Source organism: Pseudomonas sp. C9-3, from assembly GCF_032392015.1.
Classification (GTDB): Bacteria; Pseudomonadota; Gammaproteobacteria; order Pseudomonadales; family Pseudomonadaceae; genus Pseudomonas; species Pseudomonas nitroreducens.
The window spans coordinates 4,641,250-4,657,816 of the sequence record NZ_CP135919.1; the positions used below are offsets into that span (position 1 = coordinate 4,641,250).

17 protein-coding genes are annotated in these 16,567 nt (G+C 65.6%); 11 read left to right on the plus strand and 6 right to left on the minus strand.

All coding sequences use genetic code 11. The annotated features are described in order from the left end of the window. Nucleotide 1: 1 nt before the first annotated feature. Nucleotides 2-181 (minus strand): hypothetical protein, encoded by a 180-nt coding sequence (locus tag RS899_RS21300; RefSeq protein WP_024762639.1) that lies wholly within the window; start codon nucleotides 179-181, stop codon nucleotides 2-4. An 86-nt stretch (nucleotides 182-267) separates the two neighbouring features. Next, nucleotides 268-1,119, minus strand: a complete 852-nt coding sequence (gene purU, locus RS899_RS21305; protein WP_017519713.1) for a formyltetrahydrofolate deformylase — start codon at nucleotides 1,117-1,119, stop codon at nucleotides 268-270. Nucleotides 1,120-1,377: 258 nt separating this feature from the next. Here purU and mvaT point away from each other — a divergent pair, with 258 nt between their 5' ends. Continuing rightward, nucleotides 1,378-1,752 (plus strand): histone-like nucleoid-structuring protein MvaT, encoded by a 375-nt coding sequence (mvaT, locus tag RS899_RS21310; RefSeq protein WP_054908626.1) that lies wholly within the window; start codon nucleotides 1,378-1,380, stop codon nucleotides 1,750-1,752. Nucleotides 1,753-1,821: 69 nt separating this feature from the next. On the opposite strand, the gene sbcB is transcribed toward mvaT, so the two are convergent. After that, nucleotides 1,822-3,252, minus strand: a complete 1,431-nt coding sequence (gene sbcB, locus RS899_RS21315; RefSeq protein ID WP_315808011.1) for an exodeoxyribonuclease I — start codon at nucleotides 3,250-3,252, stop codon at nucleotides 1,822-1,824. 142 nt (nucleotides 3,253-3,394) lie between these two features. Here sbcB and RS899_RS21320 point away from each other — a divergent pair, with 142 nt between their 5' ends. The 7 genes from RS899_RS21320 (at nucleotide 3,395) to RS899_RS21350 (ending at nucleotide 11,218) form a co-directional block, all read left to right on the plus strand. After that, nucleotides 3,395-4,210 carry a hypothetical protein gene (locus tag RS899_RS21320; protein ID WP_315808012.1) on the plus strand — a complete coding sequence of 272 codons (816 nt, stop codon included), beginning with the start codon at nucleotides 3,395-3,397 and terminating at the stop codon, nucleotides 4,208-4,210. Between the two features lie 87 nt (nucleotides 4,211-4,297). Further along, nucleotides 4,298-5,035 carry an RDD family protein gene (locus RS899_RS21325; RefSeq protein ID WP_315808013.1) on the plus strand — a complete coding sequence of 246 codons (738 nt, stop codon included), beginning with the start codon at nucleotides 4,298-4,300 and terminating at the stop codon, nucleotides 5,033-5,035. Next, on the plus strand, nucleotides 5,032-6,018 hold the full coding sequence (locus RS899_RS21330; RefSeq protein ID WP_024762635.1) for a stage II sporulation protein M: 987 nt from the start codon (nucleotides 5,032-5,034) through the stop codon (nucleotides 6,016-6,018). Before RS899_RS21325 ends, RS899_RS21330 begins: the two co-directional genes overlap by 4 nt. Further along, nucleotides 6,005-7,600, plus strand: a complete 1,596-nt coding sequence (locus tag RS899_RS21335) for a DUF4129 domain-containing protein (RefSeq protein ID WP_315808014.1) — start codon at nucleotides 6,005-6,007, stop codon at nucleotides 7,598-7,600. Before RS899_RS21330 ends, RS899_RS21335 begins: the two co-directional genes overlap by 14 nt. Further along, a complete protein-coding gene (locus tag RS899_RS21340) occupies nucleotides 7,597-8,886 on the plus strand; it encodes a DUF4350 domain-containing protein (protein WP_315808015.1) in 1,290 nt (429 codons plus the stop codon). Before RS899_RS21335 ends, RS899_RS21340 begins: the two co-directional genes overlap by 4 nt. Further along, nucleotides 8,883-9,893 (plus strand): MoxR family ATPase, encoded by a 1,011-nt coding sequence (locus RS899_RS21345; protein WP_315808016.1) that lies wholly within the window; start codon nucleotides 8,883-8,885, stop codon nucleotides 9,891-9,893. The genes RS899_RS21340 and RS899_RS21345 overlap by 4 nt, the downstream gene beginning before the upstream one ends. After that, nucleotides 9,890-11,218 (plus strand): DUF58 domain-containing protein, encoded by a 1,329-nt coding sequence (locus RS899_RS21350; protein ID WP_315808017.1) that lies wholly within the window; start codon nucleotides 9,890-9,892, stop codon nucleotides 11,216-11,218. The genes RS899_RS21345 and RS899_RS21350 overlap by 4 nt, the downstream gene beginning before the upstream one ends. Nucleotides 11,219-11,289: 71 nt before the next feature. Here the strand turns inward: RS899_RS21350 and RS899_RS21355 are convergent, their stop codons facing one another. From RS899_RS21355 to RS899_RS21365, 3 genes are all read right to left on the minus strand, one after another. Then, the gene (locus RS899_RS21355; RefSeq protein WP_024762632.1) at nucleotides 11,290-11,649 is read right to left on the minus strand and encodes a PilZ domain-containing protein; all 360 of its coding nucleotides are present in this window, start codon (nucleotides 11,647-11,649) and stop codon (nucleotides 11,290-11,292) included. A 60-nt stretch (nucleotides 11,650-11,709) separates the two neighbouring features. Then, nucleotides 11,710-12,132: a DUF4124 domain-containing protein gene (locus RS899_RS21360; protein ID WP_024762631.1), complete on the minus strand. Its 423-nt coding sequence runs from the start codon at nucleotides 12,130-12,132 to the stop codon at nucleotides 11,710-11,712. Between the two features lie 75 nt (nucleotides 12,133-12,207). Further along, a complete protein-coding gene (locus RS899_RS21365) occupies nucleotides 12,208-12,576 on the minus strand; it encodes a lipoprotein (RefSeq protein WP_024762630.1) in 369 nt (122 codons plus the stop codon). 99 nt (nucleotides 12,577-12,675) lie between these two features. Here RS899_RS21365 and RS899_RS21370 point away from each other — a divergent pair, with 99 nt between their 5' ends. The 3 genes from RS899_RS21370 (at nucleotide 12,676) to pyk (ending at nucleotide 16,055) form a co-directional block, all read left to right on the plus strand. Continuing rightward, nucleotides 12,676-13,488 carry an outer membrane assembly lipoprotein YfiO gene (locus RS899_RS21370; protein WP_313464938.1) on the plus strand — a complete coding sequence of 271 codons (813 nt, stop codon included), beginning with the start codon at nucleotides 12,676-12,678 and terminating at the stop codon, nucleotides 13,486-13,488. A gap of 100 nt (nucleotides 13,489-13,588) precedes the next feature. Beyond that, nucleotides 13,589-14,497, plus strand: a complete 909-nt coding sequence (locus tag RS899_RS21375; protein ID WP_315808018.1) for a universal stress protein — start codon at nucleotides 13,589-13,591, stop codon at nucleotides 14,495-14,497. Between the two features lie 106 nt (nucleotides 14,498-14,603). After that, on the plus strand, nucleotides 14,604-16,055 hold the full coding sequence (gene pyk, locus RS899_RS21380) for a pyruvate kinase (protein ID WP_045211036.1): 1,452 nt from the start codon (nucleotides 14,604-14,606) through the stop codon (nucleotides 16,053-16,055). The last annotated feature ends 512 nt before the right edge of the window (nucleotides 16,056-16,567 follow it).

The window sequence follows — 16,567 nt, forward strand, 5'->3', positions numbered from 1 at the left end:
CTCAGCCGCTGGCGGGCTTGTCTTGCTTCTGCTCAGGCTTGAGCGAATCCCAGAGCTCGGCGGCGCCGGGAAACTCGGTGCCGTCCTCTTCGCTCAGCGCGTCGGGATCGTAGCGGCTGGTGCAGCCTTCACCCAGGGTGGGCGGTGGGGTGGCGGTGCCGGGGTTCTTCGGGTCGCTCATGGCGGCGTCTCCGTTGGGCGCAGCGCTCGCCGTCGGTGGACGGCGAGAGCATGCGGAGTACCCAGTCTAGAACGAGACCGCGTGGATCAGTCGAACACCACGGTCTTGTTGTCGTGCACCAGCACGCGGTCTTCCAGGTGATAGCGCAGGCCGCGGGCCAGCACCAGCTTCTCGACGTCCTTGCCCAGGCGCACCAGGTCCTCGATGTTGTCGCGGTGGCTGATGCGCACCACGTCCTGCTCGATGATCGGGCCGGCGTCCAGCTCCTCGGTGACGTAGTGGCAGGTCGCGCCGATCAGCTTGACGCCGCGCAGCGAGGCCTGGTGGTACGGCTTGGCGCCGACGAAGGACGGCAGGAAGCTGTGGTGGATGTTGATCACCTGGTGGCGGTACTTCTGGCACAGGTCCGGCGGCAGGATCTGCATGTAGCGCGCCAGCACCACGTTATCGGCCTGGTGCTCGTCGATCAGGCGCGAGACCTGCTCGAAGGCCGGCTGCTTGTTCTTCGGGTCCACCGGGACGTGGAAGTAAGGAATGCCGTGCCACTCCACCATGCTGCGCAGGTCATCGTGGTTGGCGATCACGCAGGGAATCTCGCAGTCCAGCTCGCCGCTGTGCCAGCGGTGCAGCAGGTCGGCCAGGCAATGCGATTCGCGGCTGGCCATCAGCACGACGCGCTTCTTCACCGAGGAGTCGGTGATCCGCCACTCCATGGAGAACTCGCGGGCGATGGGGGCGAAGGCCTGGCGGAAACCGTCGATATCGAACGGCAGGGAGTCGGCACGAATCTCATGCCGCATGAAGAACCAGCCGTTGTCGTTGTCGGAATGGTGACTGGCCTCGGTGATCCAGCCGTTGTAAGTGGCCAGGAAATTACTCACCTTGGCGACGATGCCGACCCCGTCGGGGCAGGCGATCACCAGTCGGAAAGTGCGCATGGGTGTACTCCAGATACATCGCGAAGGCCGCCATTCTAGCGGCTGCCGGGGAAAAGATCAGCCATTGCCGCAGTGCGCCGACGAGAGCCAGTTCGGTGCATTGCGAGTGCGTCGATTAATTACCAGAGAATGAATTAGTTAAATAAGTCGACAATTAACGACAAAACTTTCCACAAGCATTTACTTGAACAACTTCGCTGACTATTATGTCTGCTACAAACTATCCGCCACCGCTGGACCCAGAACAAGGTACCCAACATGTCGCTGATCAACGAGTACCGCGCTACCGAAGAAGCCATCAAGGAACTTCAGGAGCGCCTGAAATCCCTGGAGCAGGACGACAAGCTGAAGAAAGAGCTTGAGTTCGAAGAGAAACTTCGCGCGCTGATGGCCAGCTATGGCAAGTCCCTGCGTGACGTCATCGCCCTGCTCGATCCGGACGCGAAGCTGAGCAAATCGCCGCGCACCGCAAAAGCCACCGTGACCAAGCGCGCTCGCAAGGTCAAGCAATACAAGAACCCGCACACCGGTGAAGTCATCGAGACCAAGGGCGGCAACCACAAGACCCTCAAGGAATGGAAAGCCAAGTGGGGCGCCGAAGCCGTTGAAGGCTGGGCCACACTGCTGGGCTGAGCCTTGCGGACATGAAAAACGCCAGCTTCGCGCTGGCGTTTTTTATTGCCTGCCGAAAAGTGCGCGGCGCTACAGGCGATAGCGCGCGCGCAACACCTGCGCATACTTCTCCCACTCTTCCAGCACCAAACGGCCGGCCGGCGTGGCATTGACCAGCTGCTCGCTCATTGCCGCGGCAAAGTTATCCAGAGTATTCGGTGCGCCGTATTCGGCCTGACTCAGGCGCGTACGGCAGAAGTCCTGCCATTGTTGCTGTTGCGTGGCACTCAAAGTTTCCGGGAAATTGCGTGCCCGATAACGGAAGAGAAGTTCGGGAAGTCGCGCATCATCGAATGGCCATTGTTCTTTCGCCAGCCGCGCGGGATCAGCCTGACGCACCTGTTCGCACAATCTGCGATCACGGTCACCGATAAAACCGTCATACAACTGCTGCTCGGGATCTTCGCTGCCGGCGAAACTTTCCTCGGCATACAAGGGCGCCAGTTTGTCCTGCCAGATCGCTTTCGCCTGGGTCAGGGTTTGCGCAGCGGCCAGGCAGGCATCGAGATTCACACCGATGCGCTCGCGATCCTGCGGGCGCAGTACGGACAACGGCGCCACCACCGGGCAGCGGTTGATGTGCAGCAGTTTCAGCGGCACCGGCAACTCGCCTTCGGCCAACTCATCGCGGCGCGTATAGAGGCGCTTGCGCAACGTTTCCGCATCGAGCTCCAGCAACGGCGAAACATCCACGCCCAGGTCGCAGACGATCAACGCGTTGCGGTTGCGTGGATGCCACCCCAGCGGCAGCACCACGGACAGGTAGTGCCGCGCCGCGGAGAACATGCCGGAGATGTGCACCATCGGTTGCAGCACACGAACCTGATCCAGCACGCCCTGCTTGCCGCGCAGGCGATAGAGGTAGTCATAGAGTTTCGGCTGGCGGTCGCGCACCAGCCGGGCCAGGGCAATGGTGGCGCGCACGTCGGACAGCGCATCGTGCGCCTGCCCATGGTCGATTCCATTGGCCGCGGTGAGGCGTTCCAGCTTGAGGCTGACGACGCCATCCTGTTCGGGCCAGACGATGCCCTCCGGGCGCAGCGCGTAGGCGGTGCGCACCATGTCGATCAGGTCCCAGCGGCTGTTGCCGCCCTGCCACTCGCGGGCGTAGGGATCGAAGAAGTTGCGGTACAGGCTGTAGCGCGTGACCTCGTCATCGAAACGCAGGGTGTTGTAGCCCGCTACGCAGGTGCCCGGCTGCGCCAGTTCGGCGTACAGGCGGGTCATGAATTCGGCTTCGCCCAGGCCGCGTTCCTCCAGGCGATCCGGGGTGATGCCGGTGACCAGGCAGGCGGCCGGATGCGGGAGGATGTCATCGCTGGGCCGGCAGTAGAGGTTCAGCGATTCACCGACCTCGTTGAGGTCCTCGTCCGTGCGAATGCCGGCCACCTGCAGCGGACGGTCGCGGCGCGGGTCGATGCCGGTGGTTTCGTAGTCGTACCAGAAGATGCTGGCGTTCATCGTTTTTCCTTGCCTGCAAGCGAGTGCGTCGCAGTCTAACAGTGCTGCCGACCACACTTCCAAAACGCCTCGCTGGCACCTAGCCAGCCCTCGCCTTTATGATGGCCGTCGCAAGGACACCCCACTGGAAAGGACTTTCCTCATGCAAGACCTCGCAGCACAGAATCCCTACAGCGCTCCACTGAGCAACCTCGAACCGGGCGCAGCCCAGGGCACCGTGCCCTCCGTCGCCGAGGCGCTGAGCCGCCGCTACAACTTCAGCATCAACGAACTGCTGGGCGAATCCTGGCGCCGCACCAAAGGCACCAAGGGCCTGATCATCGGTGGCTTCGTGGTCTTCTATGCGGCGATCTTCGCCCTGGTCAACCTGCTCAGCCTGTTCCTCACCGTGGTCGGCGTCGCCGGCATTGCCGGGATGGGCCTGCTCGGCGATAGCGAAGCCGCCGGCGGCATGGCGGTCGGTGCGCTGGTGGCCTTCTTCATCGGTTCCATCGTCCTGAGCTTCGTTGCCACCGCCGTGTGCTACCCGCTGCTGGCGGGTGTGAACATGCTCGGTATCCGCCGCGCCGCCGACCAGCCGCTGCGCTTCAACGAAGTCTTCAGCCACTTCGGCCGTACCTTCCAGGTGGTCGTCTGCGTGCTGCTCAGCACCCTCCTGATCTGCGTCGGCTACTTCCTCTTCGTGCTGCCGGGCATCTACCTGAGCATCGCCTACATGCTCGCCATCCCGCTGGTGGTCGAGCGTGGCCTGTCGCCCTGGGCAGCGCTGGAAGCTTCGCGCAAGGCCATCAGCCAGCACTGGTTCAAGGTCTTCGGCCTGCTGCTGGTGTTCGGCCTGCTGTTCATGCTCAGCACCCTGACCCTCGGTATCGCGCTGATCTGGGTGATGCCATGGCTGATCGTCACCATCGGCGTGCTGTATCGCACCATCTTCGGCGTGCTGCCACCGGCCAAGTAATCAATTCGGCCTGAGCCTGCCAGCGCGGTTGCCTCGCCGCACCGCGCTGGCTAGCATCTGGCTCTCAGCCATCGACAGCGGTTTCCCTTGAGCCCAGCAGACCTTTTATCCCAAGCGTCTTCCCACGCCCCCGTCCTGGACACCCGCTACCACGTGGAGACTCCGGAAGGCATCGATCTGCTGCTGCGTCCCGCCGGTGTCGTCCCCCGCGCCCTCGCCTACCTGATCGACCTGGGTATCCGCATCCTGCTGATGCTGGCGCTGTTCATGCTGCTGGCCTTCCTCGGCGAACTGGGCACCGGCCTCGGGCTGATCCTCACCTTCGTCATGACCTGGTGGTACATGGTGCTGTTCGAAGTGCTCAACCAGGGCCGCTCGCCCGGCAAGCAGATGATGGGCCTGCGCGTGGTACACGACGACGGCACGCCGATCGGCTGGTCCGCCTCGCTGCTGCGCAACCTGCTGCGCTTCGCCGATATCCTGCCGTTCGCCTACACGCTCGGGCTGCTCAGTTGCCTGTCCAACTCGGCCTTCAAGCGCCTGGGCGATCTCGCCGCCGGTACCCTGGTGATCTACCGCGACCCGCCGCCAAGCCGCCCGCAGGTCTCGGAGGCTGCGCCCGAGCTGGCGCCCTGGCCGCTGAAGCTGGAAGAGCAACGCGCACTGATGAGCTTTGCCGAACGCGGCACGCAACTCTCCGCCGCCCGCCGCGAGGAACTGGCCGGCATTCTGGCGCAACCGCTGGGTATCGCCCCGGAACAGGCGGAGGCCCGCCTGAATCGCATCGCCAGCGGCCTGCTCGGTAACGGGACGGGCCACCCATGAAGCAAGCCTTCTTCGAACAACGCCACCAGGGCAGCTGGAAACGCTTCGCCAAGCGCCTGGAACAACTGGAAAGCGGCAAGCGCCAGGAACCGAGCGAGAAGCCCGAAGAGTTCGCCGCCGATTACCGGCGCATCTGCCAGCAGCTCGCCCTGGCCCAGGAGCGCGGCTACAGCAGCCACCTGATCGACCAGTTGCAGCAGCTCGCCATGCGTGGCCACCAGCAGTTCTATCGGCACCGCAGCCATCTGGGTGCGCGCATCCTCGGTTTCCTGGTCGCCGGCTTCCCGCGCCTGGTGCGCGAGGAGTGGCGCTGCATCGCCATCGCCAGCCTGCTGTTCTACGGCAGCCTGCTGCTGATGGGCGTGCTCGTCTACCACTTCCCCGATCTGGTCTACAGCGTCATGGCACCGGAGCGAGTGGCCGAGATGGAGTCGATGTACTCGCCGGACACCACGCGCCTGGGCCCCATGAGCACGCGCGACGCCGGCGATGACTGGAAAATGTTCGGCCACTACATCATGAACAACATCGGCATCGCCTTTCAGACCTTTGCCAGCGGCCTGCTGTTCTGCGTCGGCAGCCTGTTCTTCCTGCTGTTCAACGGCCTGATCATCGGCACGGTGGCCGGCCACCTGACCCAGGTCGGCTACATCGAGACGTTCTGGTCCTTCGTCATTGGCCACGGCGCCTTCGAACTGACCGCCATCACCTTCGCCGGCGGTGCCGGCCTCAAGCTCGGCTGGGCGCTGCTCGCCCCCGGCCGCCTGAGCCGCCTGGAAGCTCTGCGCCAGGCCGCCGCCCGCGCCGTGCAGTTGATCGGCGGGGTGATCCTGATGCTGCTGATCGCCGCTTTCGTCGAGGGCTACTGGTCCTCCGTCACGCATTTCTCCGCCACCGTGAAGTACATCGTCGGCGCCTGCCTGTGGCTGCTGGTGGGCAGCTACTTCCTCCTTGCCGGACGGAGGCGTCATGCGCCTGACTGACGCCAGCGTCGCCATTCGCCCGCGCAGCGCCTGGGAGGCACTGGACCTGGGCATTCTCCTGGCGCGCCGCCACGCCGGTGTGCTGATGGCCAGTTGGGCCATCGTCACCCTGCCGGTGTTCGTGCTGCTCTCCGTACTGCTGTGGAACTACTCCAGCTGGGCAATACTGATCTTCTGGTGGCTCAAGCCCGCCTTCGAACGCCTGCCGCTGTACATCCTCTCGCGCTCGCTGTTCGGCGACACGCCGACGCTCAAGGAAGCGCTCAGGGCCTTCCCCGGCCTGCTCAAGTCACAGCTGCTGCCCAGCCTGCTCTGGCGACGGCTGAGCCCGACCCGCAGTTTCGACCTGCCGGTGCTGCAGCTCGAAGGCCTCAAGGGCCAGGCACGCAGCCAGCGTCTGGTGGTGCTCGGCCAGCGCAATGCGGGCGGGGCCACCTGGCTCACCATCGTCGGCATGCATTTCGAACTGGCGCTGTGGCTGGGGCTGACCACGCTGATGTACCTGATGCTGCCGAACCAGTGGGTGGAAGACTGGGAGTGGAAGTCGCTGATCAGCGCCGCCGAAGGCGACTGGGTGTGGCTCGAGCACATCAGCAACCTGGTCTACGCCCTGCTGCTGATTGTCTGGGAACCGGTGTACGTCGCCTGCGGCTTCACCCTTTACCTCAACCGCCGCACCGAACTGGAAGCCTGGGACATCGAACTGGTGTTCCGTCGCCTGCGCCAGCGCCTGATCGGCAGCGCCTATGCCCTGCTGCTGGTGGTGGCCGGCGCCTTCGCGCTACTGCCGGCCCATGACGCGCTGGCGGCCGGCGCGGAAGCCGGCGGCAAGGCCAGCCAGAGTTGCCCGTTGCCCGACCAGAACCCCGACGGCCCGCAGGGTGCGCGGCTGACCCAGCAGAAACTCAACAGCGAGGACTCGCGCAGCGCCGCGGAAAGGATCCTCGCCGCGCCGCCCTTCAAGAACAGCGAGAAGGTCACCGGCTGGCGACTGAGCGAAGACAAGAAAGAGGAAAAGCCGGCAGACCCCAATGACGCCAAACGCCTGAAGAGCTTCTTCGAGGCACTGGAGAACTGGAAAGCCTTCAAGTTCGCTGCGCAAGGCATCGAGGTACTGCTCTGGGGCCTGCTGTTCACCGTCATCGCCCTGGTCATCTGGCGTTATCGGCAATGGCTGCGATTGTTCGTCGGGCGTATCGGCCTGCCGCAGAAGCCGCGCCGCGAAGCCCCCAGCGTGCTGTTCGGGCTGGACCTGGCGCCGGAAACCCTGCCCAGTGACGTCGCCAGCGAGGCCGAGCGCCTGTGGGACGAGCAACCGCGCGCCGCCCTTGGCCTGCTCTACCGCGCCCTGCTCAGCCGCCTGCTGCACGATTTTCGCGTGCCGCTGCGCGAGTCCACCACCGAAGGTGAAGTCCTTGTACGCGTGGCCGACCTCAACGACCCGCCGCTGGACAATTTCGCCCGCAGCCTGACCCAGCAGTGGCAGGCGCTCGCCTACGGGCACCGCACGCCGCAAGCCGAACTCAAGCAGCAACTGTGCGGCGAATGGCGCCACCTGTTCGGTAACGAGGTGCGGGCATGAAGCGCGGCAACCTCGCTCTGCTGGTACTGCTCGTCCTGCTGGTGCTCGGCGGCATCGGCTACTACCTGTACCGCAACCTCGAGCCCTACACCGAGACCATCGAACACGGCGCCTCCCCGGAAGCCCGCGCCACCCCCTACCTGGCCGCCGAGATGTACCTGCGTGGCCGCGGCATCCGCGTCACCACCGCCCGCGGCATGGAAGTGCTGGACCAGTTGCCGAGCAAGGGCCAGACCCTGATCCTGCTGGGTACCCGCGAGAACGTCACGCCGACCCAGAACGCCCGCCTGCTGGACTGGGCCAACCGCGGCGGCCACCTCATCGTCACCGCCGAAAGCCTGTGGGACGAGGACGAAGGCAAGAGTGGCGATCTGTTGCTGGATCAACTGGGCGTCCAGCAGTTCCTCACGGCCGACCTGAAGGACAAGGAGGAGGAGAAATCCACTCAGTCCGACGAGCAGGCTGCAGCCCCATCCGAGGGCCGCGCGGACGACGATACCGGCAAGGCAGAAGTGGAACACGAGCACCCGGACCAGGCCTCCGGCGCTACCGACAAGGCCGAGGCAGAAGCCGATCCCTACCCGAACCTGACCAAGCTCTACCTGGAGAACGAGAAGGCCCCGGCCTATATCGACTTCGACACCGACTATCACCTGTTCGATTCGAAGAACCTCGCCTACGCCTGGGCCAACAGCGGCGACTCCACCCACCTGCTGCAGCTGCAGCGGGGCCAGGGCTTGATCACCGTGCTCACCGACAACTGGATCTGGCAGAACGGCGAACTCGACGCCTACGACAACGCCTGGCTGCTCTGGTACCTGGCCCAGGACAGCGCCGTTACCCTGGTCTACCGCGCCGACGGCACCAGCCTCATGACCCTGCTGATGCGCTATTTCCCGCAGGCACTGCTGGCCGCCGCCCTGTTGCTGGTACTGGTGCTCTGGCGCAATGGCCTGCGCCAGGGCCCGCTGCAGCCCAATCCGGACCGCAGCCGTCGGCAACTGGAAGAACACCTGCGCGCCGGCGCCGACTTCATCCTCCGCCAGCGCGGCCAGCTTGCCCTGCTGCAAGGCCTGCAACGAGATGTGATGCGCCGGGCGCGGCAGCGCCAGCCCGGCTTCGACCGCCTGCCGGTCGCCGAACAATGGCAAGCTCTGGGCCGCATGACGCGCATGTCGGTCAGCGCCATCAGCCAGGCCATGCGCCCCTATCCGCAACAGCGCATGGCCGTCGCCGAATTCACCCGCCAGGTCGCGCACCTGCAAAGCCTCAGGAATGCCCTATGAGCGAACAGACGCCTGAACCCACCAGCACCACCGCTCCCAATGCCGCCGCCCAGCGCCAGCGCGCCAGCCAGCTGGCCCAGGCGCTGCGCCACGAACTGCAGAAGGCCCTGATCGGCCAGCAGGCCGTGATCGACGACGTGCTCACCGCCCTGCTCGCCGGCGGCCATGTGCTCATCGAAGGTGTGCCCGGCCTGGGCAAGACGCTGCTGGTGCGCGCCCTCGCCCGCTGCTTCGACGGCGGCTTCGCGCGGATCCAGTTCACCCCCGACCTGATGCCCAGCGACGTCACCGGCCACGCCGTGTACGACCTCGCCACCGAGCAGTTCAAGCTGCGCAAGGGACCGGTGTTCACCCACCTGCTGCTGGCCGACGAAATCAACCGCGCCCCGGCCAAGACCCAGGCCGCGTTGCTGGAAGTGATGCAGGAGCGCCAGGTCACCCTCGAAGGCCGCGCCCTGCCGGTGCCGCAGCCGTTCATGGTGCTGGCCACGCAGAACCCCATCGAGCAGGAAGGCACCTACCCGCTGCCCGAAGCCGAGCTCGACCGCTTCATGCTCAAACTGCGTATCGACTATCCGCTGGAGGCCGAGGAGCAGACCCTGGTGCGCCAGGTCACCCGCTCGGCGCGCAGCGACATGCTCGACGTGGCGCCCATGCGCGCCCTGCTCAAGGACAAGGACGTGCTGGCGCTGCAGAAGATCGCTGCCGACCTGCCCATCGATGACCAGGTGCTCGACTACGCCGTACGCATCGCCCGTACCACCCGCAACTGGCCGGGCCTGGCACTGGGCGCCGGCCCACGTGCGTCCATCGCCCTGGTGCGTTGCGCCCGCGCTCGCGCCCTGCTGCGCAGCGGCGACTTCGTCGTTCCGGACGACGTGAAAGGCAGCGCCCTGGCCGTGCTGCGCCATCGCGTGCGCCTGTCGCCGGAACTGGAGATCGAAGGCCTGTCGGTGGACCAGGTGCTGCAACAACTGCTCGACCAGGTACCGGCGCCGCGCGTATGAAGCCATCGCGCGCGCTCCTCGCGTTGCTCGGCGTCCTGCTGGCGATTGCCATCGCCCTGGGCGCGGCCGAGGCCCTGGACTCGGGATCGGCCCTGCTCGGCCGCCTCTGGTGGGGGGCGCTCTGCGCGCTGCTCCTGCTGGCGCTGGCCGATGCGCTCTGGCTGCGCCGCACGCCCTCGCCCGAGCTACGCCGCCAGCTGAGCGGCAATCTGCCGCTGGGCCGCTGGAGCGAGATACGCCTGCAATTCCATCACCGCTACGCCCAGCCGCAACGCGTCACGGTGTTCGACCACCTGCCGGCCGGCATGGAGTTCGAATACCTGCCGCAGACCGTGGAGCTGCACCCCGGCGAACAGACTGAACTGGGCTACCGCGTGCGCCCGCTGTCCCGTGGGCATTTCGTCTTCCAGCGCTGCGAGATCGAGTTGTCCAGCCCACTGCGTCTGTGGAAGGGCCGGCGCTACCTGGAACAGCGCGACGAAACCCGCGTCTACCCGGACTTCGCCCGCCTCTACGGCGCAGAGCTGATGGCCGTGGACCACTGGCTCAACCGCATCGGCGTGCGCTCCGGGCAGCGGCGTGGCCTGGGCCTGGATTTCCACCAACTGCGCGAGTTTCGCGACGGCGACACCCTGCGGCAGATCGACTGGAAGGCCACCGCACGCAAGCGCACGCCCATCGCCCGCGAATACCAGGACGAGCGCGACCAGCAGATTCTCTTCCTGCTCGACTGCGGCCGGCGCATGCGCAGCCACGACGGCGACCTCTCGCACTTCGACCATTCGCTCAATGCCAGCCTGCTGCTGGCCTACGTCGCCCTGCGCCAGGGCGACGCCGTAGGCCTGATGACCTTCGCAGGCGATCAACCGCGCCACCTGCCGCCGGCCAAGGGCAGCGCCCAGCTCACCGCCCTGCTCAACAGCGTCTACGACCTGCGCAGCAGCCAGCGCCCGGCGGACTACCCGGCGGCCGTGCAAGCCGTGCTGACGCACCAGCGCCGCCGCGCGCTGGTGGTGATAGTGACCAACCTGCGCGACGAGGACGACGAGGAACTGGTGGCCGCGGTGAAACGCCTCGGACGCCAGCACCGTGTACTCGTCGCGAGCCTGCGCGAGGAAGTGCTGGACCGCCTGCGCCAGGCGCCGGTGGAAGGTTTCGAGGAAGCCCTGGCGTACTGCGGTGCGGTGGATTACCTGAACGCCCGCGCCGGCCTGCACGAAAAGCTGGCAGCCCATGGCGTGCCGGTGCTCGACGCGCGGCCGAGCCAGCTGGGGCCGGAACTGATCAGCCGTTACCTGGGCTGGAAGAAGGCTGGCGCGCTGTAACAGCGCGCCACGACCGGACACCAACTCCCTGGCGTCCCACACCGAGCAGATCGGTCAGCGCGTCCTGCGCTTCAGACCGACTCCACCTGCCGGCGAAAACTGAAATAACGGCGCAGCGCATCGACCAGTTCGACGTACTCCGTCGGTGCCGCCGCCAGGCTGAAGCCCGAATCGTAGTTGCCCGGATTGACGTCCTCGCGGCACCACTGGCAGGTGGCGGCGAACTCGATCAACTGCAGCTTGCCGTCATGCCCGGGGATCTTCAGGCGCATTTCGAAGCGGCCACCCACCAGCATCGGCAGCTGGCTGATGAGGAGCAGCCCGTCCAGCGACACGTTGCCCAGGTAACCCATCGGTTTGTCGGTGATGCTGTTGAACACCTTCAGGTAGTAGGGCAGCTGATGGCGCTCGATATGTCGTTGATGACGCATAATGGCGTTTCGCTATGAGATATCGTCCAGTATGACGATGCTGCCCGCCGGGGGCCAGTCCTAACGACAACCTTCCGCCAGTCGTGCGCTAAGCGCCTGACGAGCGGCGTCGATCTGTGCATCGCTGTAGTAAGTCCTGTCGCCACTGCCGTCCTGCGAGAAGTAGCGCCCGCCATGACTGAGCGACTCCAGGTCATGACGCCACTTCGCACACTGCTGGTCCAGCTTGGCCTGCTGCTGCGCCGCCTGGCTCTGCGCGGCCGCGCTTTCATCTCGACGCGCATCGTAGAAGCGGCGGGTGCGTTCCTCCCGCTCGCGGGTCGCCGCGTCACGCTCGACGACCTGCGGCTTGACCTCGACGCGTTGCGCCCCTGGCGGTGGTGTTTCGCTGAAGTGCACCTTTCCCTGAGCGTCGGTCCAGCGGTAGATATCCGCCGAAGCGAGCAGGGGGAAACACCAGGCGCAAAGCCACAGGGCGCGCATTCGTACCTCCTTGCACAAAGCACTCAAAAGATTAGCCAGCTAGCGGCTTGGCTCAAGTTCGCCACCGACCGGCGGTCAGGGGGTAGCCGGGTAGGTACGCGAATCGCCGGGCAGCCGACCGTTGAGACGCAGTGTCTCCAGGCGTGCCTTGGCCCGGTAAGCATACTCGCTGGTGGGGTAGCGGGCGATGATGAACTGGTAGGTCTGCGCCGCGTCGACGTAGAACTTCTCACGCTCCAGGCACTGCCCGCGCAGCATGGAGATTTCCGGCTGGATCCACGGCCGCGCGCGGGCCTTGCGCTCGGTCTCGGACAGCTCCAGCTGCACGCGCTGGCAGTCGCCGCTCTTGTACGCGCGGTAGGCGTTGTTCAGGTGATAGTTCATCGACCAGCTGGTGCAGCCGGTAACACTCAGCGCCAGCAGCGCGAGGAAAAGGGTTCGCATGGGCATATCCTCCGTTGGGAAGTGTATCGGCCCGTCTTGGCCGTACTGTAGCCCGCCACTAGACTCACGTGGACCTCGCCCTGGCGCAAAGGAGTTGCCATGCGTTTCGTCCATGCCCTGCCCCTCGTCATGCTGCTGCCCTGGCTCGCCGCCTGCGCCCCTACCACGCCGTTGTTCGTCGCGCAGATCACCACCGGTGAAGTCGCGGAGTACAAACAGCTCAAGAACAAGCGCATGACCGCCGCGGTGGAAGAAGAAGGCGACCTGCTGACCTACAGCGCCCAGGCCATCCGCGATGGCAAGAGCGCCGAGGCCGAGAAGCTCTATCTCACCGGCTACGACAACACCCGCTACAGCCCCGAAGTGCGGGCGATCGCCCTGTACCAGATCGGCCTGATCTACATGAGCCGCTACAACGACCAGCGCGATGACCAGAAGGCCATGGACTACTTCCAGCGCATCGACCGCGAGTTCCCCGGCACCAAGGCTGCCGAACATGCCGACGCGCGAGAGCTGATCATCCGCCAGCGCGCCAAGGACCCGGTGCAGAAAACCGCGAAACAACTGTTGGCCGATTGGCAGCCGCAGTACAACCTGGACCTGAACAAACCGACCCTCGATCCGGACATGACCCTGCTGTCGCGCCGTGCCGTCCTCAAGGACCGTGTTGACGAGGCCGCGCAACTCTACCTGCTGGGCGCCAACGATCCAGCCATCCCGCCGGACATCCGCGAGAAGGCGCTGTACCAGCTGGGATTGATGTACATGGCGCCGGATAACCCCCACCCGGACCGCGAGAAGGCCATCGCCTACCTGCGCCGCCAGCTCGCCGAATTCCCCAACGGTGAGCTGGCCGACAAGGGCGCCCGCCATCTGGATCGTGCGCTGAACCAGACCTCGCCACGCAGCTGATGGCAAACCCGGCGCGCCGCTGAGCCACATCAAGGCGCGCGGCAGGCGCCAGTGTCTACGCTTGCTCTGCATTGAGCGCAGAGCAAGCGAGGACTCCGCCATGAAGCTGCAGCACCTGCTCGTCATCATCGACCCGACCCGCGAGGACCAGCCCGCCCTCACCCGCGCCCGCTGGATCGCCCAGCGCTGCGGCGCGCGCCTGGAACTGCTGGCCTGCGAATACAACCCGGCGCTGGACAACGCACTGCTACTGGAGCGCGGCGACCTCGACGCCGCCCAGCGCAACCTGCTGGACGAACGCCTGGCCTGGCTGCAAGCGCTGGCCGAACCGCTGCGCGACGGCGGCCTCGATGTGCACTGCCAGGTACGCTGGGGCAAGTCCCTGCACCATCAGGTCGTCCTCCACTGCGAGCAGACCACGCCCGACCTGGTACTCAAGTCCGCGCACCACCACAGCCTGCTCAAGCGCCTGTTCCTCACCAACAACGACTGGCAGCTGATCCGCCACTGCCCACAGCCGCTATGGCTGGTGCAGCATGGCGAGTGGGCCGGCAGGAACCTTTGCGCCGCCGTCGACCCGCTGCACGCCGGCGACGCCCCGGCCGCGCTGGACCACCGGCTGATCACGGTGGCCCGCGAACTGGAGCAGCGCCTGCAACTCGACGCCCATTACCTGCACGCCTATATGGCCCTGCCGCACACCCTGGCGTTCAACGCCGAGCTGCTGGCCGACTACGATGACTATGTGCTGCGCACCGAGGCGCATCACCGCAAAGCCTTCGATGCCCTGCTGGCCGGTTATCCACAGATCGACCGCACACGTACTCACCTGGGCCAAGGCTTCGCCGAGGAAGTCATCCCCACCTACGTGAAGGAACACGGCATCGACCTGCTGCTGATGGGCGCTGTCGCCCGCGGACAGCTCGACAACGCACTGATCGGCCAGACCGCCGAGCGGGTCTTCGAGGAGGTCGAATGCGATCTGCTGGTGATCAGACCCGGCCCCTGAGAGAGCCACCTGAAAGAGTCATCTGAAAGAGAGTAAGATGGCGCCGTGGCTGCCTCGGACCCGCTCGCGGGGCAACCTGACCGCTGCTTTCCCCTTGGAGTCCCGCATGTCCCTTCGCCGCACCAAGATCGTCGCCACCCTCGGCCCAGCCAGCAATTCCCCCGAAGTACTGGAACAGCTGATCCTCGCCGGGATCGACGTCGCCCGCCTGAACTTCTCCCACGGAACTCCCGACGAACACCGCGCCCGCGCCCAGCTGGTACGCGATATCGCCGCCAAGCACGGTCGCTTCGTGGCGCTGCTGGGCGACCTGCAGGGTCCGAAGATCCGTATTGCGAAATTCGCCAACAAGCGCATCGAACTGGCGGTCGGCGACACCTTCCGCTTCTCCACCAGCCACCCGCGCACCGAAGGCAACCAGCAGGTCGTGGGCATCGACTACCCGGATCTGGTCAAGGACTGCGGCATCGGCGATGAGCTGCTGCTGGACGATGGCCGCGTAGTCATGGTGGTGAAAGAAGTGAAGGCAGACGAACTGGTCTGCGAAGTCCTGATCGGCGGCCCGCTGTCCGACCACAAGGGCATCAACCGTCGTGGCGGCGGCCTCACCGCGCCGGCCCTGACCGAGAAGGACAAGGCCGACATCAAGCTGGCCGCGAGCATGGACCTGGACTACGTCGCCGTGTCCTTCCCGCGTGACGCCAAGGACATGGAATACGCCCGCAGCCTGCTTACCGAAGCCGGTGGCACCGCCTGGCTGGTGGCCAAGATCGAGCGCGCCGAAGCCGTCGCCGACGACGAAGCCCTGGACGGCCTGATCCGCGCCAGCGACGCCGTGATGGTGGCCCGTGGCGACCTCGGCGTGGAAATCGGCGACGCCGAGCTGGTGGGTATCCAGAAGAAGATCATTCTGCACGCACGCCGCTACAACAAGGCCGTGATCACCGCGACCCAGATGATGGAGTCGATGATCCACAACCCGATGCCGACCCGCGCGGAAGTCTCCGACGTGGCCAACGCCGTGCTCGACTACACCGACGCCGTGATGCTCTCCGCCGAATCCGCCGCCGGCGAGTACCCGGTGGAAGCGGTCAAGGCCATGGCGCGCATCTGCGCCGGCGCCGAGAAGCACCCGACCACCAAGAAGTCCAGCCACCGCATCGGCCAGACCTTCGAGCGCTGCGACGAGAGCATCGCCCTGGCCACCATGTACACCGCCAACCACTTCCCGGGCATCAAGGCGATCATCTGCCTGACCGAAAGCGGCTACACCCCGCTGATCATGTCGCGCATCCGTTCCTCGGTACCGATCTTCGCCTACTCCCCGCACCGCGAAACCCAGGCCCGCGTGGCGCTGTTCCGCGGCGTGGAGACCATCCCGTTCGACCCGGCCGCCCTGCCGCCGGAACGTGTCAGCCAGGAGGCCGTCGACGCGCTGCTGCAGCGTGGCGTGGTGACCAAGGGTGACTGGGTGATCCTGACCAAGGGCGACAGCTACACCACCCAGGGCGGCACCAACACCATGAAGGTGCTGCACGTGGGCGACCTGCTGGCCTGATCCTGCGTTCGGAGCAAAAAAAGGCCGCCCTTCTGGGCGGCCTTTTCATTTCCGTTGCGGGGACCTTGTGGGAGCGGGTTTGCCCGCGAACCAGGATCGCAGCGGGGGCTTGTTCGCGAGCAAGCACTGGACGTGCCCCTCGGTCCTACAAAGAGCAAAAGCTCGCGCTGCTCAATTCCTGCTCAATCCGCGCCAAGGCCTATGGCGCCTGGCTTGCAGCGGTTGCACCAGAGCTTATCCACAACGCCTTCCACATCTACTGTGGGCAACCTGCACGGCATCGCTCAAATACCGCTCAATCCCCTGCAGGCCATGCGCGGCGTGGGTTCTGCAGGTTGCCCCAGAGCTTATCCACAACGCGTTCCACAGATTGTGTGGGCAAACTTTCCTGGCGATGCAGACCAGCGCGCTCCTGCGCCACCGGGGAATCCGGTTGGTGCTCCCTGTAGGAGCGAGCTTGCTCGCGAACATCCTGCCCAACGGCACCGATGCCAATCTGTACGCCGACAGGC

Coding starts and splice junctions, on each gene's coding strand:
- RS899_RS21345 (WP_315808016.1), top strand. CDS start 8,883: ATGAGCGAACAGACGCCTGAACCCACCAGCACCACCGCTCCCAATGCC.
- RS899_RS21350 (WP_315808017.1), top strand. CDS start 9,890: ATGAAGCCATCGCGCGCGCTCCTCGCGTTGCTCGGCGTCCTGCTGGCG.
- RS899_RS21340 (WP_315808015.1), top strand. CDS start 7,597: ATGAAGCGCGGCAACCTCGCTCTGCTGGTACTGCTCGTCCTGCTGGTG.
- RS899_RS21355 (WP_024762632.1), bottom strand. CDS start 11,649: ATGCGTCATCAACGACATATCGAGCGCCATCAGCTGCCCTACTACCTG.
- RS899_RS21360 (WP_024762631.1), bottom strand. CDS start 12,132: ATGCGCGCCCTGTGGCTTTGCGCCTGGTGTTTCCCCCTGCTCGCTTCG.
- RS899_RS21375 (WP_315808018.1), top strand. CDS start 13,589: ATGAAGCTGCAGCACCTGCTCGTCATCATCGACCCGACCCGCGAGGAC.
- sbcB (WP_315808011.1), bottom strand. CDS start 3,252: ATGAACGCCAGCATCTTCTGGTACGACTACGAAACCACCGGCATCGAC.
- RS899_RS21370 (WP_313464938.1), top strand. CDS start 12,676: ATGCGTTTCGTCCATGCCCTGCCCCTCGTCATGCTGCTGCCCTGGCTC.
- purU (WP_017519713.1), bottom strand. CDS start 1,119: ATGCGCACTTTCCGACTGGTGATCGCCTGCCCCGACGGGGTCGGCATC.
- RS899_RS21330 (WP_024762635.1), top strand. CDS start 5,032: ATGAAGCAAGCCTTCTTCGAACAACGCCACCAGGGCAGCTGGAAACGC.
- RS899_RS21365 (WP_024762630.1), bottom strand. CDS start 12,576: ATGCGAACCCTTTTCCTCGCGCTGCTGGCGCTGAGTGTTACCGGCTGC.
- RS899_RS21335 (WP_315808014.1), top strand. CDS start 6,005: ATGCGCCTGACTGACGCCAGCGTCGCCATTCGCCCGCGCAGCGCCTGG.
- RS899_RS21320 (WP_315808012.1), top strand. CDS start 3,395: ATGCAAGACCTCGCAGCACAGAATCCCTACAGCGCTCCACTGAGCAAC.
- RS899_RS21300 (WP_024762639.1), bottom strand. CDS start 181: ATGAGCGACCCGAAGAACCCCGGCACCGCCACCCCACCGCCCACCCTG.
- pyk (WP_045211036.1), top strand. CDS start 14,604: ATGTCCCTTCGCCGCACCAAGATCGTCGCCACCCTCGGCCCAGCCAGC.
- mvaT (WP_054908626.1), top strand. CDS start 1,378: ATGTCGCTGATCAACGAGTACCGCGCTACCGAAGAAGCCATCAAGGAA.